Source organism: Pseudomonas sp. NPDC087614 (assembly GCF_044743485.1).
Taxonomy (GTDB): domain Bacteria; phylum Pseudomonadota; class Gammaproteobacteria; order Pseudomonadales; family Pseudomonadaceae; genus Aquipseudomonas; species Aquipseudomonas baetica_A.
This window is the reverse complement of sequence record NZ_JBIUWN010000067.1, coordinates 1-20,990: the sequence shown is the minus strand read 5'-3', so window position 1 is coordinate 20,990 and position 20,990 is coordinate 1. Positions and strand designations below refer to the sequence as shown.

At 56.5% G+C, this 20,990-nt stretch carries 23 protein-coding genes, 1 tRNA gene and 1 pseudogene; 17 read left to right on the top strand and 8 right to left on the bottom strand.

Annotated features, from left to right (window positions below):
• Positions 1–1,236, top strand: a complete 1,236-nt coding sequence (locus ACIOWA_RS21505) for a c-type cytochrome (RefSeq protein ID WP_401161809.1) — start codon at positions 1–3, stop codon at positions 1,234–1,236.
• A 1-nt stretch (position 1,237) separates the two neighbouring features.
• Positions 1,238–2,209, top strand: a complete 972-nt coding sequence (locus ACIOWA_RS21500; protein ID WP_339433410.1) for an XdhC family protein — start codon at positions 1,238–1,240, stop codon at positions 2,207–2,209.
• 46 nt (positions 2,210–2,255) lie between these two features.
• On the opposite strand, the gene ACIOWA_RS21495 is transcribed toward ACIOWA_RS21500, so the two are convergent.
• Complete coding sequence (locus ACIOWA_RS21495) at positions 2,256–3,539, bottom strand: FAD-binding oxidoreductase (RefSeq protein ID WP_339494592.1); 1,284 nt, start codon at positions 3,537–3,539, stop codon at positions 2,256–2,258.
• Between the two features lie 183 nt (positions 3,540–3,722).
• Between ACIOWA_RS21495 and ACIOWA_RS21490 the strand changes: the two genes are divergently transcribed.
• Positions 3,723–3,799 (top strand) — tRNA-Val (locus ACIOWA_RS21490).
• A 546-nt stretch (positions 3,800–4,345) separates the two neighbouring features.
• Positions 4,346–4,801, top strand: coding sequence for a DUF2214 family protein (locus ACIOWA_RS21485; protein WP_401161806.1), 456 nt, complete (start codon positions 4,346–4,348; stop codon positions 4,799–4,801).
• Between the two features lie 226 nt (positions 4,802–5,027).
• On the opposite strand, the gene csrA is transcribed toward ACIOWA_RS21485, so the two are convergent.
• Positions 5,028–5,222 (bottom strand): carbon storage regulator CsrA, encoded by a 195-nt coding sequence (gene csrA / locus ACIOWA_RS21480; RefSeq protein ID WP_003179932.1) that lies wholly within the window; start codon positions 5,220–5,222, stop codon positions 5,028–5,030.
• 250 nt (positions 5,223–5,472) lie between these two features.
• Here csrA and ACIOWA_RS21475 point away from each other — a divergent pair, with 250 nt between their 5' ends.
• A complete protein-coding gene (locus ACIOWA_RS21475; protein ID WP_401161804.1) occupies positions 5,473–5,841 on the top strand; it encodes an SPOR domain-containing protein in 369 nt (122 codons plus the stop codon).
• Positions 5,842–6,080: 239 nt separating this feature from the next.
• Here ACIOWA_RS21475 and ACIOWA_RS21470 read toward each other — a convergent pair whose 3' ends face one another.
• From ACIOWA_RS21470 to ACIOWA_RS21460, 3 genes are all read right to left on the bottom strand, one after another.
• Positions 6,081–6,770: an endonuclease I family protein gene (locus tag ACIOWA_RS21470; protein ID WP_339433993.1), complete on the bottom strand. Its 690-nt coding sequence runs from the start codon at positions 6,768–6,770 to the stop codon at positions 6,081–6,083.
• A gap of 4 nt (positions 6,771–6,774) precedes the next feature.
• Positions 6,775–7,044, bottom strand: coding sequence for a DUF1654 domain-containing protein (locus ACIOWA_RS21465; protein WP_339433994.1), 270 nt, complete (start codon positions 7,042–7,044; stop codon positions 6,775–6,777).
• 198 nt (positions 7,045–7,242) lie between these two features.
• Complete coding sequence (locus ACIOWA_RS21460) at positions 7,243–8,331, bottom strand: asparaginase (protein WP_401161802.1); 1,089 nt, start codon at positions 8,329–8,331, stop codon at positions 7,243–7,245.
• A 350-nt stretch (positions 8,332–8,681) separates the two neighbouring features.
• Between ACIOWA_RS21460 and ACIOWA_RS21455 the strand changes: the two genes are divergently transcribed.
• From ACIOWA_RS21455 to ACIOWA_RS21420, 8 genes are all read left to right on the top strand, one after another.
• Positions 8,682–9,131, top strand: a complete 450-nt coding sequence (locus ACIOWA_RS21455) for a hypothetical protein (RefSeq protein ID WP_339433991.1) — start codon at positions 8,682–8,684, stop codon at positions 9,129–9,131.
• Positions 9,132–9,329: 198 nt separating this feature from the next.
• Positions 9,330–10,286 (top strand): sugar ABC transporter substrate-binding protein, encoded by a 957-nt coding sequence (locus ACIOWA_RS21450; protein ID WP_339433990.1) that lies wholly within the window; start codon positions 9,330–9,332, stop codon positions 10,284–10,286.
• Positions 10,287–10,342: 56 nt separating this feature from the next.
• Positions 10,343–11,896: a sugar ABC transporter ATP-binding protein gene (locus ACIOWA_RS21445; protein ID WP_339433989.1), complete on the top strand. Its 1,554-nt coding sequence runs from the start codon at positions 10,343–10,345 to the stop codon at positions 11,894–11,896.
• On the top strand, positions 11,893–12,870 hold the full coding sequence (locus ACIOWA_RS21440; protein ID WP_339433988.1) for an ABC transporter permease: 978 nt from the start codon (positions 11,893–11,895) through the stop codon (positions 12,868–12,870). Before ACIOWA_RS21445 ends, ACIOWA_RS21440 begins: the two co-directional genes overlap by 4 nt.
• A 3-nt stretch (positions 12,871–12,873) precedes the next feature.
• Positions 12,874–13,893, top strand: a complete 1,020-nt coding sequence (locus tag ACIOWA_RS21435; RefSeq protein WP_339433987.1) for a LacI family DNA-binding transcriptional regulator — start codon at positions 12,874–12,876, stop codon at positions 13,891–13,893.
• Positions 13,894–13,917: 24 nt separating this feature from the next.
• Positions 13,918–14,835, top strand: coding sequence for a ribokinase (rbsK, locus tag ACIOWA_RS21430; RefSeq protein ID WP_401161799.1), 918 nt, complete (start codon positions 13,918–13,920; stop codon positions 14,833–14,835).
• Positions 14,832–15,236, top strand: coding sequence for a D-ribose pyranase (gene rbsD / locus ACIOWA_RS21425; RefSeq protein ID WP_339433985.1), 405 nt, complete (start codon positions 14,832–14,834; stop codon positions 15,234–15,236). The genes rbsK and rbsD overlap by 4 nt, the downstream gene beginning before the upstream one ends.
• A 31-nt stretch (positions 15,237–15,267) precedes the next feature.
• Positions 15,268–16,296 carry a nucleoside hydrolase gene (locus ACIOWA_RS21420; protein WP_339433984.1) on the top strand — a complete coding sequence of 343 codons (1,029 nt, stop codon included), beginning with the start codon at positions 15,268–15,270 and terminating at the stop codon, positions 16,294–16,296.
• Positions 16,297–16,329: 33 nt separating this feature from the next.
• Here ACIOWA_RS21420 and ACIOWA_RS21415 read toward each other — a convergent pair whose 3' ends face one another.
• Complete coding sequence (locus ACIOWA_RS21415) at positions 16,330–16,542, bottom strand: hypothetical protein (RefSeq protein WP_339433983.1); 213 nt, start codon at positions 16,540–16,542, stop codon at positions 16,330–16,332.
• 132 nt (positions 16,543–16,674) lie between these two features.
• Between ACIOWA_RS21415 and ACIOWA_RS21410 the strand changes: the two genes are divergently transcribed.
• Both ACIOWA_RS21410 and ACIOWA_RS21405 read left to right on the top strand, forming a co-directional pair.
• Positions 16,675–16,980 (top strand): hypothetical protein, encoded by a 306-nt coding sequence (locus tag ACIOWA_RS21410; RefSeq protein WP_339433982.1) that lies wholly within the window; start codon positions 16,675–16,677, stop codon positions 16,978–16,980.
• Between the two features lie 168 nt (positions 16,981–17,148).
• Positions 17,149–17,466 carry an I78 family peptidase inhibitor gene (locus ACIOWA_RS21405; RefSeq protein WP_339433981.1) on the top strand — a complete coding sequence of 106 codons (318 nt, stop codon included), beginning with the start codon at positions 17,149–17,151 and terminating at the stop codon, positions 17,464–17,466.
• Between the two features lie 72 nt (positions 17,467–17,538).
• Here the strand turns inward: ACIOWA_RS21405 and ACIOWA_RS21400 are convergent, their stop codons facing one another.
• On the bottom strand, positions 17,539–17,751 hold the full coding sequence (locus ACIOWA_RS21400; protein WP_003179963.1) for a cold-shock protein: 213 nt from the start codon (positions 17,749–17,751) through the stop codon (positions 17,539–17,541).
• A gap of 288 nt (positions 17,752–18,039) precedes the next feature.
• The gene (locus tag ACIOWA_RS21395; RefSeq protein ID WP_339433980.1) at positions 18,040–18,342 is read right to left on the bottom strand and encodes a hypothetical protein; all 303 of its coding nucleotides are present in this window, start codon (positions 18,340–18,342) and stop codon (positions 18,040–18,042) included.
• A 371-nt stretch (positions 18,343–18,713) separates the two neighbouring features.
• Here ACIOWA_RS21395 and thrS point away from each other — a divergent pair.
• Positions 18,714–20,635, top strand: a pseudogene (thrS, locus tag ACIOWA_RS21390) (threonine--tRNA ligase).
• Positions 20,635–20,990, top strand: a 356-nt coding sequence (gene infC, locus ACIOWA_RS21385; protein ID WP_401161820.1) for a translation initiation factor IF-3, incomplete at its 3' end; no start/stop codon positions are given. The pseudogene thrS and the gene infC, both read left to right, overlap by 1 nt.

The window sequence follows — 20,990 nt, the reverse complement described above, 5'->3', positions numbered from 1 at the left end:
ATGAAGCTATTACTGACCCGCCTGACCCTGGCGGTCGGGCTGGCTGCGCCAGTGTTGTTTGTCCACGCCGATGATCAGGTCAAGCGCGGCCAATACCTCGCCCGCGCCGCCGACTGCATGGCTTGCCACACTGCACCGGGTGGCGCGCCATTTGCCGGCGGGCTGCCAATCGTCTCGCCGTTCGGCACGATCTACGGCACCAACATCACCCCGAGCAAAGAGCATGGCATCGGTTTGTACAGTGATGACGAGTTCTACGCTGCGTTGACCGAGGGCAAGCGTCGTGACGGCGCAAACCTGTATCCGGCGATGCCGTACACCTCGTATCACCTGATGCCGCGCGAAGATTCGGATGCGATTCATGCGTACCTCAAAACCGTTGAGCCGATCGAGCGGGCAGCGCCGGTCACCAGCCTGAGCTTTCCGTTCAACGTGCGTCTGGGCCTGATGGGCTGGAACATGATGTACGGCAAAGACGTGAAGCTGGAATCTGCCGACGGCAAAAGCGACGCCTGGAAGCGTGGCCAGTACATGGTCGACGTCCTCGGCCACTGCGGCGAGTGCCATACGCCACGCGGGCTGTCGGGCGCAATGCAAATGGACAAGCGTCTCACCGGTGGCATCCTCAATGGCTATCTGGCGCCGAGCCTGCTGGCCACTGATCTGGCCGCTCGCGGCTGGAATCATCAGGACCTGAGCACATTCCTCAAGCATGGCATGAGCGCGCAGGGCACGATGTTCAACGAGATGTTCCCGGTGTTCCACAACAGCACTCAGGGCTTGAACGATACCGATCTGGCAGCCATGGCGACCTTCCTGCTCGGCGATCAACCGCCGGCAGCCAAAGAGCTCGTCGCCGTGCCGGTCGACAAGCTCGGCGCGAGTGCCCAACGGGGCCGTCAGGAATATTTGAATGTCTGCGCCGGTTGTCACGCGGCGGGTGGTGAAGGCAAGCCGCACATCGCTGTTGCCATGCGCGGCAACACCACGCTGCGTCTGGAAGATCCACGCAATCTGTTGCGGGTCATCGAGGACGGTATCGGCGAGCAGAAATTCTCCGGGTTCGAACACATGCAACCGATGCCGGGTTTTGCCGACAAGCTCAGTCCTGAGCAACTGACCGATCTGCTCAACTACCTGCGTCAAGGGTGGGGCGGCCAGTCCGGAGAGTTGGCGGTAAGCGAAGTTCAGAAGCTGCAAGCTGACGCGCCGCCCATCGAGCACAAGGCGCACTGACATGCAGCATCTCGATCTGCAAGTGGTGCGGCGTGCATTGGAGTGGTCGGTAGCGGGGCAGTGCATCTGGCTCTGCACCGTGTTGACCACCTACGGCTCGGCGCCGCGTGCGCCGGGTTCGCTGCTGGCAGTGAATGACGGCGGGCAGTGGATCGGGTCGCTGTCCGGCGGCTGTGTCGAGGAGGATTTTCTCGAGCGCCTCGCCGAGGGTGCGTTTTTCGATGCGGTCAACGTCGTGCGTTACGGCGAAGGCGACGATCCGCGTTCGCGGGTCAGTCTGCCCTGTGGCGGTATTCTCGATGTGCTGGTAGAGAAATTTGACGCTGGCTGTGACGTGCAGGCGCATCTGCGTGAACTGGAATCGGCGCTGCTTGGTCAGCGTCGGCTGATTCGTGAAGTCGATCTGGCCAGTGGTGCGCGCAGCCTTTTTGCAGATCGCGAACAGGGTGCGCGGATCGAGCGTGAGATCGATCGGGTACGAATCCGCGTTGGTGCGGCTCAGCGTCTTTTGCTTGCCGGGTATTCCAGCGTGGCGCAAGCGTGTGCCGAGTTTGCGGTTGGCTTGGGTTTCGAAGTGATTCTCTGCGATCCGCGTGATGAGGTGCTCGAAGGCGTGGTACTCAGTGGCGTAGAGATTCGTCGGCAATTGCCGTCGGTGTTCATTGCCGACGGTGGCTGTCATCGCGACACGGCGGTGGTGGCGCTGACGCATGATCCGCGTATCGATGATCTGGCAATGATGGAAGCGGTGCGCACCGAGGCCTTTTACATTGGCGTGATGGGTTCACAGCAGACGTCGCAGAAACGCTTTGAGCGCCTTCGCAGGATTGGCGGATTGGGGGAGGGCGAGTTGGCGCGGATTCACGCGCCGATCGGCCTGAACCTGGGCAGCAAGACACCTGCGGAAATCGCCTTGGCGGTGTTGGCGGATATCTTGCGGATCCGTAGCGGGATTGCTCGGGATCACCTCTAAACGCCTTGCGTTCAATAAAAAGGGCCGCTGTTCAGCGGCCCTTTTTTTACATTCCGAATTTGTCACGCAAGCCGTAATACCAGGCACCCAGCGCAGCAAACGGCGTACGCAGCATTTGCCCACCCGGGAACGGGTAGTGCGGCAAGTCGGCAAACGCATCAAAACGCTCAGCCTGACCACGCAGTGCCTCTGCCAATACCTTGCCTGCCAGATGTGTGTAGGTCACGCCATGGCCGCTGCAACCTTGCGAGTAATAGATGTTGTCGCCCAGACGTCCAACTTGCGGCAAACGCGACAGCGTCAGCAGAAAGTTGCCGGTCCAGGCGTAGTCGATCCTCACGTCCTTGAGTTGCGGGAAAGCCTTGAGCATTTTCGGGCGGATGATTGCTTCGATGTTCGACGGATCCCGCGCGCCGTACACCACGCCGCCGCCGAAAATCAGGCGTTTGTCGCCAGTCAGGCGGTAGTAATCGAGCAGGTAGTTACAGTCTTCGACGCAGTAGTCCTGCGGCAATAGCGCTTTCGCCAGTTCTTCACCCAGCGGTTCTGTGGTGATCACTTGCGTGCCGCACGGCATCGATTTGGCTGCCAGTTCCGGCACCAGATTGCCGAGGTAGGCATTGCCGGCAACGATGATGAATTTGGCCCTGACCTTGCCTTGCGGCGTGTGCACGACCGGATTGGCGCCGCGTTCGATGCGCACGGCTGGCGACTGTTCATAGATGACGCCGCCAAGGGACTCCACGGCAGCCGCTTCGCCCAGCGCAAGGTTCAACGGATGAATGTGGCCGCCGCTCATGTCGAGCATGCCGCCAATGTACTGATCACACGCGACGACTTCGTGGATGCGGCGTTGATCGAGTAGTTCGAGTTGTGAGTGCCCGAAGCGCTCCCATAGACGCTTCTGCGATTCAAGATGACCCATCTGCTTGGCCGTAAGGGCGGCGAATACGCCGCCGTCCTTCAGGTCGCACTGGATGTTGTACCTGGCCACGCGCTCGCGAATGATCCGGCCGCCTTCGAAGGCCATCTCGCCGAGCAACTGCGCCTGTTTCGGGCCAACAGTACGCTCGATCACATCAATGTCGCGGCTATAGCTGTTAACGATTTGCCCGCCATTGCGTCCTGAAGCGCCGAAGCCGACTTTGGCGGCCTCCAGCACTGTCACGCGAAAACCGTTCTCCAGAAGGAACAGGGCCGAGGACAGCCCGGTATACCCGGCACCGATTACACAGACATCCGTCTCCACATCATCCTGCAAGGCTGGACGTGGCGGTACGGCATTGGCCGACGCAGCGTAATAAGACTCTGGGTAAAGGGTGTTCGCCATTCTGTCGCCTCTGTTTAATATATTTTACGAGTGCGTCGATCCTACCGGAGTTGAAAAACCTCCGCCAGCCACCGGAAAATCTTCTTCATTGGCCGCAAATTAAATATTTTGCATATTCATAGGGTTAGGTGAAAAAAAGGTGTTGACACCCCTTCGGAATTCCGTAGAATGCCGCCTCACAGCAGGCACGTAGCTCAGTTGGTTAGAGCACCACCTTGACATGGTGGGGGTCGTTGGTTCGAGTCCAATCGCGCCTACCAAACAAAATCCGCTCTGCTGGGCGGTCTAGAAGGGCTCACCGAAAGGTGGGCCCTTTTTTGTTGTCTGGGGTTTGCAAGGCCCAGCCTTGAGTCGCCAATTCGGCGCATCCAGAGGGGGGGCTTTAATCCTTCTCGGGCGCACATGGGGAGTGTGCTGAAGGGGTGTCCGGTCAGGCTGATTGTTGTGATGTCGAGTTTGAGATTGGCTGAGTGGATCGCCTTTTGTCGCCAGCAGTCTTTTAAAATGTGTGGATATTTAATAGCTTACGATTTTATTTAACCAACCGGTTATGAAAAATACCTTGTAGCAGGGTGGGAGTTTCAGTAACATTTGTCCCGCGTTCACCACCACGGTTTATGCATTTTTAAATCCCGAGCTTCCATCAGCTGCTTGGGATTTTTTTTGCCTGTAATTTGGCTTTTTCGGGTTCTCTCTCCTTGTTTCAATCGCTCGATACATGACCGGCGATGTTGCGCGAGCATGTCCTTTATTTTTCGACTACTACTGACTGGCGATTTCCATCTCTTTACAGAAGGAGTCTGGCGATGCTGGTTCAATGGTTTCTAGCGGCTGTTCACTTACTGGCTTTTGCGTTGGGTTTTTGGGCGGTTCTGACTCGTGGAGCGGCGTTTAGCCGCTTGGTTGCAGGCTCAGGGGATGCCGGGCGCGTTTTGCTCGCCGACAATCTATGGGGTATTTCTGCTTTGGTTCTGCTGGTGACGGGTGGGATGCGCGCCTTTGGTGGCTATGAAAAGGGCACTGACTACTACCTGCATCAGCCGCTCTTCCATTTGAAAATGACACTGTTTGTGCTGATTTTGCTGATAGAGCTCTCGCCGATGATCACGTTGGTCAAGTGGCGGGTCTCGTTAGTGCGAGGTGCGGCGCTCGATACTGGCCGTGCAAAGCTGTACGCACGAATCAGTCATGTCGAGGCGTTGTTGTTGGTGCTGATGGTGGTGGCGGCCGCAGGTATGGCGCGTGGCGTGACGTTGGATTAGGCGGGCGAATTCTCTGCGCTCTATCGGAAATGTCCGACAGCCAGCCTTGGGAATGGCAGGTAGTATCGCTCGGCAACAGAGGATAGGGGCGGCAAGGGGCTGGAGTGAGGAGTTATGTGTCAGGCGCCGTGCCCAGCGAGTGGGGAGCGGATAGCAGTACGGCGCGTGAATCTTTAGCCAGTCATTACACGGGGCAAACGAACTGGCTACTGACTGCGAAAGCGGCTCAGGGCGTTTGTGGCTTGTCCGGGGCGGTCAGGCCAGCCTGGATGCGCTGGTAAATTTCTTCACGGTGCACCGCAACGTTTTTCGGGGCGTTGATGCCGATGCGGACCTGTTGGCCGCTAACGCCGAGGATGGTGATCGTAATGTCATCACCAATGTTTATGCTTTCACCGACTTTGCGGGTGAGTATCAGCATGGTCTTCTCCTTGATTGCTTTGTAGGGCACCTGATTCAGACAGTGCAGAGGTCGGTGGTACGTATAGATTAGTGCGAAGTCTCACGGTTTGGGTGCATCTTTCTGACGCGCAGATGTGGCATTAATTCCCAGGGCGTAACTATACAGAGGCTGCAATCATCAATCTCGTTGTTTTGTGCCCATTTTGCGGGGCTCGCGAAGTATTTATGAATGTTAAGATCACCGCTTTGAGATTTTCGAGGAAAGCGTTGTGCGCAAATGGGTCTGGATGGTCGCGGCACTGGCATTGGCTGGATGTGGTGAAGGCAAAAGTGTGGACGCACAGAAGCCCAAAGTGGCAGTCGCAACAGCGCCTGCGGTGTCCTCTGCCCCGCAGTGGGATCTTGAGGTGCGCGGTGAAACGCCTCAGGCCGTCAGCGATTTGAGCGGCTGGTTGATCGAGCACGCGTTCGTTCCGACGGTCATCAAGGACGGTAGCGGCAAAACGCGAATTCTGATTGGCCCTTTCAACTCCCAGGCCGAGGCAGAGGCGCGAAAGGTGCTGGTGGATGCTGCCTTGGTGAAGGCCAAAAAGCAGAATGTTGAGTCAGTGTTGGTTGAGCATCCTCTGACGCCTTAAGCGATTCATTCGACGGAGCTGCTTGGCGGGCGATCGAGCTGGCTGATGTCGACATGTAAGAGGACAACCTTGGGGAAATCGTCGGTGCCTGCACTGACGGGTTTTGCGGCTGAGTTGCCTCGGGCTCTTCAGTGGTGATGAGTTAATTTGATGGGCTCTTGGCGATACAGCAATACTGCCAGTTAACCATCAATAAAAAGGCCTCGAATATAACGTTCGAGGCCTTTTTACGTTGCATGTCAGCCGCAGGCTTTCATGTTTACGGGGCCGACAAATTCATTGCCACGCCCCATCACGCACGCCACGCTCTGATTGCGCTGGCGCTCCCAGTCCTGGACCGGGTAGGTCTTGTCCCATGCCTCATACAGTTGGCGATCCTGTTTAGAGAGGCGCAAGCCGTACTGCTTGCTCATGTAGAAATAGGTGCGTGCGATCATGCCGCGAATTGAAGGGCGGGGCATGACCTTCTTGGCCTTGAAGTCGACCTGGGTCAGGCATGAGCCGTATTGGCCGGATTGCGTCGGCAGCCATCCGTAGCTGAAGTTACTGCGGTCGCCGTTGACCTCGCCGATGCTCGGTACCAGGTTATGAAGATCCGCTTCGGCCTTCTGGTAGCTGGGGTCGTAGCGTGTGCAGTTTTTGCGTCCACCTTTCTGCCAGCATTGGCGCTGATGTCCGAACTGCCACGCCGGCACAATGTGCTCCCACTCGATGCGCGAAGCGCGCTTGGCATTTTTGCGTGGTACATAACCGCAAGCTTTCAAATCGACCTTGTTGCCGGTGTATTTGCAGCCGCAATAAAACTCCGTGGACTGCGGTGCATAAAGTTTCCAGGCGACCTTTTTGGCTTCATTGAACGTACGAGGTGCGCCAGCCTGGGCCCCCGTGGCGATGAACAGCAACAGCAAAGCAAAACAGCGGACAATCATTGAATCAATCTTCCTTCGGCACAACCCAAAAAATCTGCACGCCGCCATCATCGCGATAGGCGAGGGTAACGTTATCGTTCTCGTCGATTTCCTCGAGCAGGCGCTCCCACTGATCCGTCGGTTCGTCCGGCAAGCGGAAGATCAATGCGGCCTTGGCTTTTTGTGCGGTGGGAGAATTGATGATTTTCTGAACGCGCACGCCCATTCGTTCGTAAGTGTCAGGAGCGTCAAGAGAGGTGGCCACGAGGTTATCCTTATTAAGCTGTACGTGCATACAGAATTTAACTGTGGGCATTTTCGCAACTGCTTAAAATTCAAGAAAATCCTCTGACAGCGGTTTTCCGATTTTGGTGTGAGTCGTGTCGAATTTTTTGTAGGGAAATTACAGAGGAGCTGTAGGCGACGTACCGCTCGCCAATCAGGCGAGTGGTACGAAGAGTGCCCGACGGAGAGTCGATCGGGCGAAGGACGGTCAGTATTCCCAGAACATCCGTTGCAGTTCTTTGCTGTCGTTGGTTTTGGTCAGTGCGACCATCGCCAGGATGCGGGCTTTTTGTGGATTCAGGTCGTGAGCGACAACCCAGTCGTACTTGTCGTCAGGCTGTTCAGCGTTACGCAGCACGAAGCCGCCGGCGTTGACGTGAGACGAGCGGATGATTTGCACGCCCTCCTTGCGTAGCGCCTGAAGCGTCGGTACTACGCGTGACGACACGGATCCGTTGCCAGTGCCGGCATGGATGATGGCCTTTGCGCCAGACTGGGCGAGTGCCTTGTAGGCGGTATCACTCACGTTGCCGTAGGAATAGGCGATTTCTACGTCGGGAAGGCTCTTGATGTTCTTGATGTCGAATTCCGAATCCACGGTGTGGCGCTTGGCGGGTAAACGGAACCAGTAGGATTTGCCTTCGACCACCATGCCCAATGGGCCCCAGGCACTTTTGAACGCTTCGGTCTTGATGTTGATCATTTTGCTGACGTCGCGACCAGACTGGATTTCATCGTTCATGGTCACCAGTACACCTTTGCCACGCGCTTCTTTGCTGCTGGCCACAGCTACGGCGTTGTACAGGTTGAGCATCCCGTCCGCTGACATTGCTGTGCCCGGACGCATGGAACCTACGACGATGATCGGCTTGTCGGTCTTCTCGACCAGGTTCAGGAAGTAAGCGGTCTCTTCCAGGGTGTCGGTACCGTGGGTGATGACGATGCCGTCGACATCCTTGCTGTCGGCCAGTTCTGAGACGCGACGGCCCAGTTGCAGCAGGTTGTCGTTGGTGATGCTTTCCGAGGCAATCTGCATGACTTGTTCGCCGCGCACATTGGCGAGCTTGTTCAACTCAGGGATGCCAGCAATCAATTGCTCGACGCCCACTTTTGCGGCCTGATACGTCGCGCTATTGGCGGCACTGGCGCCAGCGCCGGCGATGGTGCCGCCTGTGGCGAGAACCACGACATTGGCAAGTTTGGTCTGGGTTTCGACTTCTTTTGCCTGGAGGGCGGTCGGCAATAGCAGGAGGAGGGCCAAAGCGCCCGGAACCAAAGTGTTGAAAGCAGATTTCATTATTTTTCTCTCTAGTAGTGAGACGGTGCTGATGCAGGTTCATCTAGATGCGCCCCAGGCCGATCTGGATGCCCGGGGTGTGGTGAAGGGAGCAGGATCTATACCAGACGTACCTTTACGCTAGAGATCTGTTTAACCTTTTGATTTTCATCAATATTTTTCTAAAGAATACGGAGTATGGCGAACCCTGTAGCCGGGTTTCCGAACAAAAGACATTTTCGCGTTCGGCTTCCCGAAAAGTACTACTGCTTCTGTCGTATGGATCGGGTTGTCAGTTTCTGATTTTGTGCTAAAGAAACCGCGACGTAGGCCGATGCGTCCTCAAGAGCACTAAATTCGAGGGAGTTCACATGTCACTCACGGTCGGCTTTTCAAATCCAGCTGCTGTCACCATCGGCGGTAAAACTGCAGCGACGATCAATTCATTGAGCGAGGCGTCAGAGGGTGCTACTGCCGAGGCGATGGGCAAAAAAGATGAAGGTGATGGCAATCAGGTCAGGACCGGTGGTGCCTTGCAAAAAAGCAGCGAGGCTGAAAGCGGCGATAACCTGAGCATCAGCGTCAAGATGTTGTTGAAGCGGATGCAGGAACTGCAGAAGCAGCTCCAGGAGCAACAACAGCAATTGGCTGCCGCACAAGCTGCGAGGTATGCGACGCCCGAAGCCAAGTCGCAGGCAGTCATGTCCATTCAGGGGCAGATCGCTCAAACCAGTGGCGCATTGGCAGAGGTCGCGGGTGAACTGGTCAAGGAAATGACCAAGAACTCCGGCGGCGGCAATTTGGTCAATACCACGGCATAAGCTTGGAAGGGCCGCTTCCAGGATTTGCCCTGCAATAAATGACGATTTCTGATTGTTGACAAATGTCGGCGGGATTCGCATAGTTCGATCTACGCAAACGTTTGCGCGGCTGCCCCGATGCGCTATCAGTCGGTGGGGCGATGTAGCTTACGCCAGCGCAAGCGTTGCTCACAATAATCATAAGATCGGAGTGAACCCATGAAGCTGCCATTCGCTGGACGTCTTCTTGCTGTCGCTATGCTGGCTGCCACAGCCGCTGCACTGCCTGTCTCTTCGGCGTTCGCCGAATCCCCTGAAAAACCCAAAGTCGCGCTGGTCATGAAATCTCTGGCCAACGAATTCTTCCTGACCATGGAAGACGGCGCCAAGGCCTACCAGAAAGAACACTCCGCCGATTTCGACCTGATCTCCAACGGCATCAAGGACGAAACCGATACTGCGGGCCAGACGCGTATCGTCGAGCAAATGATCCTTGCAAAGGTCAATGCGCTGGTCATCGCACCTTCCGACTCCAAGGCCATGGTGCCGGTGATCAAGAAAGCCGTCGATGCCGGTATAACCGTGATCAACATCGACAACCAACTCGATCCGCAAATCGTCAAAAGCAAAAACATCAGCGTTCCCTTCGTAGGTCCGGATAACCGTAAAGGCGCGCGTCTGGTCGGTGAGTATCTGGCCAAGCAGCTCAAGGCGGGTGACGAAGTCGGCATCATTGAAGGCGTGTCCACCACGACCAACGCCCAGCAGCGTACCGCTGGCTTCAAGGATGCGATGGACGCGGCGCAGATCAAGGTGGTTTCCCTGCAGTCCGGTGATTGGGAGATCGATAAGGGCAACAAGGTTGCCGCTTCGATTCTCAGCGAATACCCGGATGTCAAAGCGTTGCTGGCAGGCAACGACAGCATGGCCGTCGGTGCTGTTTCCGCCGTGCGTGCGGCCGGCAAAGCGGGTCAGGTGCAGGTGGTTGGTTACGACAATATCAACGCCATCAAGCCCATGCTCAAGGATGGTCGCATTCTGGCGACTGCCGATCAGTTCGCTGCCAAGCAAGCTGTATTTGGGATCGAGACTGCGCTGAAAATCATCAAGGGCGAGAAAGTCGACAGCGGTGCCAATGGCGTGATTGAAACGCCGGTCGAACTGGTCACCCGGTAAATCCTCTGACGACACAATGGCGCTCGTCCGTCCGGGCGAGCGCATGGAGAGTTTTTATGTCAGTTTCCGCCCCGAACGCTGTCCTCTCGGTCAGCGGTATCGGTAAGACCTATGCGCAACCGGTGCTCACAGGCATCGAATTGACGCTGATGCGCGGTGAAGTACTGGCGCTGACCGGCGAGAATGGCGCCGGCAAAAGCACCTTGTCGAAGATTATTGGCGGACTGGTCACGCCGACCACCGGCCAGATGCAATTCCAGGGCAAGGACTATCGTCCGGGCAGTCGCACCCAGGCTGAAGAGCTCGGCGTGCGTATGGTCATGCAAGAGCTCAATTTGTTGCCGACACTGTCAGTGGCGGAGAACCTGTTTCTCGACAATCTGCCGAGCAACGGTGGCTGGATCAGTCGCAAGCAGCTGCGTAAAGCGGCTATAGAGGCCATGGCCCAGGTCGGTCTTGATGCGATTGATCCGGACACACTGGTCGGTGAACTGGGCATCGGCCATCAGCAGATGGTTGAAATCGCCCGCAACCTGATTGGCGATTGCCATGTGCTGATTCTCGACGAACCGACCGCGATGCTCACCGCGCGGGAAGTCGAAATGCTCTTCGAGCAAATCACCCGTTTGCAGGCGCGTGGCGTCTCTATCATCTACATCTCGCATCGCCTCGAAGAGCTGGCCCGAGTGGCACAGCGCATTGCCGTGCTGCGTGACGGCAATCTGGTCTGCGTCGAGCCGATAGCCAACTACAACAGCGAGCAACTGGTCACATTGATGGTCGGTCGTGAACTTGGCGAGCACATCGACATGGGGCCGCGCAATATTGGCGCTCCGGCGTTGACGGTCAAGGGGTTGACTCGATCCGATAAGGTGCAGGACGTTTCGTTCCAAGTGCGCGCCGGGGAGATCTTCGGGATTTCCGGGCTGATCGGAGCCGGGCGCACAGAATTGCTGCGCTTGATTTTCGGGGCGGATGTCGCCGACAGCGGCACGATTGCACTCGGTTCGCCGGCGCAAGTGGTGAGTGTGCGTTCGCCTGTCGATGCTGTGCATCATGGTATCGCGCTGATCACCGAAGACCGCAAGGGCGAGGGTTTGCTGCTTAGTCAGTCGATCAGCGCCAACATCGCCTTGGGCAACATGCCGGAAATTTCCAGTGGTGGTTTCGTCAACAATGGCGCCGAAATCTCTTTGGCGCAGCGCCAGATCGATGCCATGCGTATTCGCAGTTCGAGCCCGACACAGCTTGTGTCAGAGCTGTCCGGTGGTAACCAGCAAAAGGTTGTGATCGGTCGCTGGCTGGAACGTGACTGTTCGGTGCTGCTGTTCGATGAGCCAACCCGGGGTATCGACGTCGGCGCCAAGTTCGACATCTATGCCTTGCTCGGTGAGTTGACTCGCCAGGGCAAGGCACTGGTGGTGGTGTCCAGTGACCTGCGTGAGCTGATGCTGATCTGCGATCGGATCGGCGTACTGTCGGCGGGGCGTCTGATCGAGACCTTCGAGCGCGACAGTTGGACCCAGGATGATTTGCTTGCCGCCGCGTTCGCCGGCTACCAAAAACGTGATGCGCGGCTCAACGAAGCCGCGCCTAGGGAACTCCCATGAAAACAGCATCTTCTGCCGGCAAACGTAGTGGCAACTTTTATGGGTTGGGCACTTATCTGGGGCTGGCCGGTGCTTTGCTGGCAATGGTCGCGCTGTTCTCGGTCTTGAGCAGCCACTTTCTGTCCTATAACACGTTCAGTACGCTGGCCAACCAGATCCCCGATCTGATGGTTCTGGCGGTCGGCATGACCTTTGTGTTGATCATCGGTGGCATCGACCTCTCGGTCGGTTCGGTGCTGGCGCTGGCGGCATCGACGGTCAGCGTCGCCATTCTTGGCTGGGGCTGGGGCGTCTTGCCAGCGGCGTTGCTCGGCATGGCGGTATCGGCGCTGGCGGGCACGATCACGGGTTCGATTACCGTAGCGTGGCGGATTCCGTCGTTCATTGTTTCCCTTGGCGTGCTGGAAATGGCTCGAGGGCTGGCCTATCAGATGACCGGGTCACGCACCGCCTATATTGGTGACGCTTTTTCCTGGTTGTCGAATCCGATCGCTTTCGGCATCTCGCCGTCATTCATCATCGCCTTGCTGGTGATTTTCATTGCGCAGGCCGTTTTGACCCGCACCGTATTCGGTCGCTATCTGATCGGCATCGGCACCAACGAAGAGGCTGTGCGGCTGGCGGGTATCAATCCGAAACCTTACAAGATCCTGGTGTTCAGTCTCATGGGGCTGCTGGCCGGTGTCGCCGCGCTGTTCCAGATTTCTCGCCTGGAGGCGGCTGATCCGAATGCCGGCTCCGGTCTTGAACTGCAAGTGATCGCTGCCGTGGTGATCGGCGGAACCAGTCTGATGGGTGGGCGTGGTTCGGTGATCAGCACTTTTTTCGGTGTATTGATCATCTCCGTGCTTGCGGCGGGGCTGGCGCAGATCGGTGCAACCGAGCCAACCAAGCGCATCATTACCGGTGCGGTAATCGTCATCGCGGTCGTACTCGATACTTATCGCAGTCAACGCGCTAGTCGACGGGGCTGAGACATGGCAACGATCAAGGATGTGGCTGCCCTTGCAGGGATTTCCTACACCACCGTGTCGCATGTGGTGAATAACACCCGGCCGGTCAGTCAGGAGGTTCGGGTCAAGGTCGAGGCTGCAATCAAGAGCCTTGACTACGTACCCAGCGCAGTGGCGCGCTCATTGAAGGCCAAGACAACTGCAACCATTGGCTTGCTGGTGCCCAACAGCCTCAACCCGTACTTTGCTGAACTGGCACGGGGCATAGAAGATTACTGCGAGCGTAATGGCTACTGCGTCATCCTCTGCAACTCTGATGACAATCCGGAAAAACAACGCAGTTATTTGCGTGTGCTGCTGGAAAAGCGCATTGACGGTTTGATCGTTGCCTCGGCTGGCGGTGACAGTGGTTTGGCGCAGGGGCTGGCGGGTGTGAAAACACCAATGGTCATCGTCGACCGTGGTCTGGATGGCGTGAATGCTGATCTGGTGCGTATCGATCATGAATACGGCGCTTACCTCGCTACCCGTCATTTGCTGGAATTGGGTCATCGTGACATCGCGACCATCGGCGGCCCGGCGAGCACCAGCGTGGCGCAGATGCGTCGTGCCGGATATTGCAGGGCGTTGACAGAGGCCGGTATCGAGGTGCAAGAGGAGCGCATGCTGGAAAGTGACTTCACCAGCACCGGCGGCTACAACGCTGCGGCGATCCTCCTTGAGCGCAATCCGCCGAGCGCCATTTTTGCCGGTAACGACATGATCGGTATCGGTGTTTTGCGCGCGGCGGCAGAGCGCAACGTGCGGGTGCCGACCGAGTTGTCGGTGATTGGCTTTGACGATATTCAGATGAGCCGTTACGTGTACCCGGCGCTGACCACCGTCGGCCAGTCGATTCTGCAGTTGGGCGAAATGGCGGCTGAGGTGTTGCTGCGAAGGATTGCCACCCCGAATCTGGGCACTGATCAGCGGATCGTGACCCCGAGTATTGTTTTGCGCGAGTCGACCGCGCCGTTGTCCGGCGTGTTCACCGAATACCGCTGAAACCGAATTGACGAGTAGTGATGTATGCCAGCAAATGTAGTGGTAATAGGCAGCCTGAACATGGATCTGGTGACCCGGGCGCCTCGGCTGCCCCGTGGCGGTGAAACGCTGATCGGGCATTCCTTCAAGACCGTGTCCGGTGGCAAGGGCGCCAATCAGGCTGTGGCTGCGGCGCGATTGGGGGCGCAAGTGGCGATGGTTGGCTGTGTCGGTAGCGACGACTATGGCGTGCAATTGCGTGGCGCCTTGCTGGCCGAACAGATTGATTGCCAGGCGGTGAGCGTTGTCGAGGACTCCAGTGGCGTGGCGTTGATCGTGGTCGATGACAACAGTCAGAACGCCATTGTGATCGTTGCCGGAGCCAACGGCGCAATGACGCCAGCGGTGATCGATCGGTTCGATGCTGTAGTGCAAGCGGCTGATGTTGTCATCTGCCAGCTCGAGATCCCGGATGCGACGGTGGGGCATGCGCTCAAGCGTGCGCGAGCGCTGGGCAAGACCGTTATCCTCAATCCAGCGCCGGCCAGTCGTCCTTTGCCGGCAGACTGGTTTGGGGCGATCGATTACCTGATTCCCAATGAGAGTGAAGCTGCCGCGTTGACTGGCTTGCCGGTTGACTCGCTGGAAACCGCCGAACATGCGGCAAGTCACTTGATCGCAATGGGGGCTGGCAAAGTCATCATCACCCTGGGTGCCGAGGGGTCTTTATTCGCTAACGGTAAAGGTTTCGAGCATTTCCCTGCGCCGAAAGTGAAAGCTGTCGACACCACGGCGGCGGGTGACACCTTCGTCGGTGGTTTTGCCGCTGCGTTGGCTGATGGCAAGTCCGAGGCCGAAGCGATTCGATACGGGCAAATTGCTGCGGCATTGTCGGTCACTCGGGCCGGCGCCCAGCCATCCATTCCAACAATGTCCGACGTACAGGCCTTCAAACCCTCATGAAAAAGACTCCTCTACTCAACGTCGCGCTGTCACGACTGATCGCATCTCTGGGCCATGGCGACATGGTCGTGATTGGTGATGCCGGGCTGCCGGTGCCGCCGGGTGTTGAACTGATTGATCTGGCGCTGACCCACGGCGTTCCGGATTTCGTCAGCACCTTGAAGGTCGTGCTCAGTGAGATGCAGGTGGAAAGCCATGCGCTGGCCAAAGAAATCTTCGACAAGCAGCCGACTGCGCTGACCACACTGGACGAGCTGAATGAAGAAGGCGCGCTGGGGCGTCGCGATCTGCTCAGTCACGAGCAATTCAAAGTACTCAGCCGACAGGCTCGGGCGATTGTTCGTACGGGAGAATGTCAGCCGTACTGCAACATCGTGCTGGTCGCCGGAGTAACGTTCTAATTTTCGTTTTCACAAGCACAAGGAATGCGCCATGCAACGTTATGCTAAAAAACTGCATCACTTCATCCGGAGCCTGCTGCTTTTGTCCGTGATAACCGCAACCGGCGCTCAGGCGGCGGAAAAAATCGACCTGATCATCGACACTGATCCGGGCGCTGACGACGTGGTCGCGTTGCTGTTCGCTCTGGCTTCGCCGGACGAACTGAATATTCGTGCGTTGACCACCGTGGCTGGCAACGTGCGACTCGACAAAACGTCGCGTAACGCGCGTCTGGCTCGCGAGTGGGCAGGGCGCGAGGAAGTGCCGGTTTATGCCGGTGCGCCGAAGCCACTGATGCGCACACCGATCTACGCCGAGAACATCCATGGCAAGGAAGGCCTGTCGGGTGTCAGCGTGCACGAACCGAAAAAAGGTCTTGCAGAAGGTAACGCGGTCAACTACCTGATCGACACCCTGAAAAAAGCCAAGCCACACAGCATCACTATCGCCATGCTCGGCCCGCAGACCAACCTGGCGCTGGCGCTGATCCAAGAGCCCGACATTGTTCAGGGCATCAAGGAAGTGGTGGTGATGGGCGGTGCGCACTTCAATGGTGGCAACATCACCCCTGTGGCTGAGTTCAATCTGTTTGCGGATCCGCAAGCGGCTGACGTCGTGCTCAAAAGTGGCGTCAAGCTGACCTATCTGCCACTGGACGTTACCCACAAGATTCTCACCAGTGATGCGCGTCTGAAGCAGATTGCTGCGCTCAACAATAATGCGAGCAAAATTGTCGGTGACATCCTCAACGAGTACATCAAAGGGGATATGGAACACTACGGCATTCCGGGCGGCCCGGTGCATGACGCCACTGTCGTGGCTTATCTGCTCAAGCCGGAACTGTTCACCGGTCGTTCGGTGAATGTTGTGGTCGATAGCCGTGAAGGGCCGACCTTCGGTCAGACCATTGTCGACTGGTATGACGGCCTCAAGGCACCGAAGAACGCATTCTGGGTTGAAAATGGCGATGCCCAGGGTTTCTTCGATCTGCTGACCGAGCGCCTGAAGCGTCTGAAGTAAATGATCGGCCCGCAGGCGCCAGCCTGCGGGTTTCTATTCCCTCTCGGCGTGTTCATGCTTGATCTGTTCGGTTCGGGAGCGCTCGAAAATCTGCTCGATGAATAGCTGGGCGGCTTCCGTTCCCAGTTCCTTGATCAATAGATCGATACCAATAAGCGCCAACTCTTCGGTGGTTCCCGGACTGTAAGAGCTATGTCCGTCTGCCCATTTGGCTTTGATGTCGGCGTCGATGCTTACACTGGTCATGATCAGGCTCGAAAAGTCGGGAGGTCTGTGCGTCGAGTTAACCATTTTGTCGGGCGTTTGGCACTGCGACTTAGGCATGAGCGCAGCGCTATGCGACACTTGGTCTTTTCCGGCTTATCCAAGGATCGTGTTGTGCAGATCGATTTGAATACTCCTGATGGCCTCACGCTCGACGCTGTACGCCATTTGCTGGCATCGGCCAGCGATGATGAACACACGCAATTGCGCGTGACCAAGGGCGGTATCGCCTACATCTCGTCGGGAGTAACTGGCGGGCAGGATATTGACGACCTGCTGTTTCGACTTGAAACCTGGGCCAAGGGCTCAGGTTATGTGGGGAATATTGCGGCCAGCGACGAGGTGTGGGTGATGCAGATTTTCAATGCGCTCAAGGACAACTGGCCGAATCCGCCGTATGACTACATCGACGTCTACTGAACTTCGTAAATATTAAGTCACGATTGATTGGTGAGCAGGCTGAGCGCCGTTCAGGCACACTCGGCGTTTTTCCTGTCGTGGGGCAGGGTGATGGCAGTTGTCATGAAACCAAACGCCGGATTGGCGGTCGCACGATCTCAGTTAACTATTTGAAAACAAGGAGGCTTCATGTCTTTGAAGTTCGCGTCACTGGGTGCACTTATGGCCGTCGCCCTGTTGGCCGGTTGCAGTACAACCTCCAGCGAGTCGGCAAAGGAGTCCGTGGCGACCGAAACCGGTCACAGCCGATGTGAAGCGACGGCGGCGGAGTTCGCCATTGGCAAAAAAGCTTCGCCAGAGCTGCTGGAGCAGGCCCGCGCCAAGGCAGGTGCGCAGAACGCGCGCTTTCTCAAGCCCAATGACATGATTACGCTGGAATACCGCTCCGATCGCTTGAACCTGAACACCGACAACAACCTGGTAATCACTCGCGTCAACTGCGGCTGATTACAGGCTGCTTTTGTTACAGGCATAAAAAACCCCGTCACATGGACGGGGTTTTTTTAGTGCGCCGAGAAATTACTCTGGGCGAACCTGTGCAGCTTGCATACCCTTTTGGCCTTTCTCAGCCACGAAGGAAACGGTCTGGCCTTCTTTCAGGCTTTTGAAACCGTCGGATTCGATAGCTTTGAAGTGTACGAACAGGTCGTCACCGCCACCTTGAGGAGTGATGAAGCCGAAGCCTTTTTCATCGTTGAACCACTTAACGGTGCCGGTTTGGCGATTAGACATGGTGTATCTCCAAGAAACATATATTTTTCAGTACTGTGCTGCTCAGGCCAACTGGGCACACCCGGGTATCATAGTCGAAATGTTCGCTTTGGTAGCCCCCCGGACGTGCTGTTTGCCAATCAGTCGTGTTTTCTTTACTGCCTTTATCGGCTGAAAGCCCCGTTTTATAAGGCTTTTAGCGGAACGTAAAGACGATAAAAAAACCTGTAAAACCTGCATAAATCGTCTGAAAAGACGCAAATTCAGTCCTTTTCAAGGGCGCTGGGCCGAGTCAGGACGCTTTTTTTCCTACTTTTTCGCCGGAGTATTCGCCTTGCATTTGGCGATTTGGCGCAGCGCTTTCTGCTGCAGTTCAGGGGTCGCCTTGTTGTCCATCAGCGCCTGAATGTCGCTCGCCGGGTACGACTTGATTGCATCAGCACCACAGGCGCAATGAGATTTGGCCGCTGCGGCGCCGATCTGTGGGGTGGCCGCCTCCGTGCACTGCGTCATGTACTTCTGACGCTCGCCCTTCGGCCAGTCAGCGTGAGCGCTCAATGGCAGCAGCAGAACAATGGGGGCGACTACGGCGAATAAGGTATTCAGACGCATGCGAGGATGCTCCTTGTGGGTCAATGTCTTTTTATCTGAGGGCTGAAGGGCCTATCAAGTTCAGCACTCTGGCATAAAAGCAGACGATATGCCTTCTGATGAAACTGAGGCATAAGTGACCGCTCATCTGTGCTAGCATGCCTGGCTCAAGCGTTCTCAGGCTCCGGATGACCTTCAGTCCCGGCAGCGGTCAACGTGCGAATATCCTGATTTGAATCCCAGTCACTCTGGTTCGGTTTTCCGGTTGGCCGCAAGGCTCCTGCCGCTGTAAGGCAGGCGTTCGTCATTGAATGGCCTGGATCGGATCTTGTACTGGCTCATCCCAACCCACGTGACCTTTGGTAGGGGTCACCACTAGGAGAGGAGGCGCCATGCCAACTATTACTCTTCCCGACGGCAGTCAACGTTCATTCGATCACCCGGTTTCCGTAGCCGAAGTTGCCGCATCCATCGGTGCAGGTCTTGCCAAGGCGACTCTGGCCGGTAAGGTCAATGGTCAACTGGTCGACGCCAGCGATATCATCAGCAGCGACGCGACCCTGCAAATCATCACGCCTAAGGATGAAGAAGGGCTGGAGATCATTCGTCACTCTTGCGCCCACCTGGTTGGTCATGCGGTCAAGCAGTTGTACCCGACTGCCAAAATGGTGATCGGCCCGGTCATTGATGAAGGTTTTTATTACGACATCGCCTTCGAACGTCCTTTTACTCCGGACGATATGGCTGCTATCGAACAGCGCATGCAGCAGCTGATCGAAAAAGATTACGACGTCATCAAGAAAGTCACTCCGCGTGCCGAAGTGATCGAAGTGTTCAAGGCTCGTGGTGAAGACTATAAGCTGCGTCTGGTCGAGGACATGCCGAACGAGCAGGCCATGGGCCTGTACTACCACGAAGAATACGTTGACATGTGCCGCGGTCCGCACGTGCCTAATACACGGTTCCTGAAATCCTTCAAGCTGACCAAGCTGTCGGGTGCCTACTGGCGCGGCGATGCCAAGAACGAGCAATTGCAGCGCGTTTATGGCACCGCTTGGGCAGACAAGAAGCAACTGGCAGCTTACATACAGCGCATCGAAGAAGCTGAAAAACGCGATCATCGCAAGATCGGCAAGCGCTTGGGCCTGTTCCATACCCAGGAAGAAGCGCCGGGCATGGTGTTCTGGCACCCGAATGGCTGGACTCTGTACCAAGTGCTTGAGCAGTACATGCGCAAGGTTCAGCGCGATAACGGCTATCTCGAGATCAAAACGCCGCAAGTGGTTGACCGTAGCCTGTGGGAGAAATCCGGGCATTGGGCCAACTACGCTGACAACATGTTCACCACGCAGTCGGAAAGTCGCGACTACGCCATCAAACCGATGAATTGCCCCTGCCATGTGCAGGTGTTCAATCAGGGCCTGAAGAGCTACCGTGAACTGCCGATGCGTCTGGCCGAGTTCGGTGCCTGCCACCGTAACGAGCCGTCGGGCGCATTGCACGGCATTATGCGTGTGCGTGGGTTCACTCAGGACGATGCCCACATCTTCTGCACTGAAGAGCAGATGCAGGCCGAATCCGCCGCGTTCATCAAGTTGACCATGGATGTTTATCGTGACTTCGGCTTTACCGATGTCGAGATGAAGCTGTCCACTCGTCCGGAAAAACGCGTGGGCTCCGACGAGTTGTGGGATCGCGCTGAGGCTGCACTGGCTGCTGCCCTCGATTCTGCGGGCCTGCCGTACGATCTGCAGCCGGGTGAGGGTGCGTTCTACGGTCCCAAGATCGAGTTCTCGCTGAAAGATTGCCTCGGTCGCGTGTGGCAGTGTGGTACCTTACAGCTCGATTTCAACCTGCCTGTCCGTCTCGGCGCCGAATACGTCTCCGAAGACAACAGCCGCAAGCACCCGGTCATGTTGCACCGCGCGATCCTCGGTTCTTTCGAGCGTTTCGTCGGGATTTTGATCGAGCACTATGAAGGTGCGTTCCCTGCTTGGCTGGCGCCAACCCAGGCAGTGATCATGAATATCACTGATAAACAGGCGGATTTTGTTGCTGAAGTTGAAAAAACTCTCAACGAAAGCGGATTTCGTGCCAAGTCCGACTTGAGAAATGAAAAGATCGGCTTTAAAATCCGTGAGCATACTTTGCTCAAGGTTCCCTATCTTTTGGTTATCGGAGATAAGGAAGTCGAGATGCAGACTGTCGCTGTGCGTACTCGTGAAGGTGCTGACCTGGGCTCGATGCCCGTCGCCCAGTTCGCTGAGTTTCTCGCGCAAGCGGTTCCCGGCGTGGTCGCCCAGATTCGGAGTAATTACTATTAAGCGTGAAATGAGACAAGATAAACGAGCTGCACCGAAAGCCCCGATCAACGAGAATATCTCGGCACGCGAGGTTCGGTTAATTGGGGCTGAAGGTGAACAGCTTGGGATTGTGTCAATTGAAGACGCGCTTCTTAAGGCTGAAGAGGCCAAGCTGGATTTGGTGGAAATTTCCGCCGATGCAGCACCCCCTGTTTGCAAACTGATGGACTACGGCAAATCGATCTTCGAAAAGAAGAAGCAGGTTGCCGCGGCCAAGAAAAACCAGAAGCAGATTCAGGTTAAAGAAATCAAGTTTCGTCCAGGGACGGAGGAAGGGGATTACCAGGTAAAACTGCGCAACCTGGT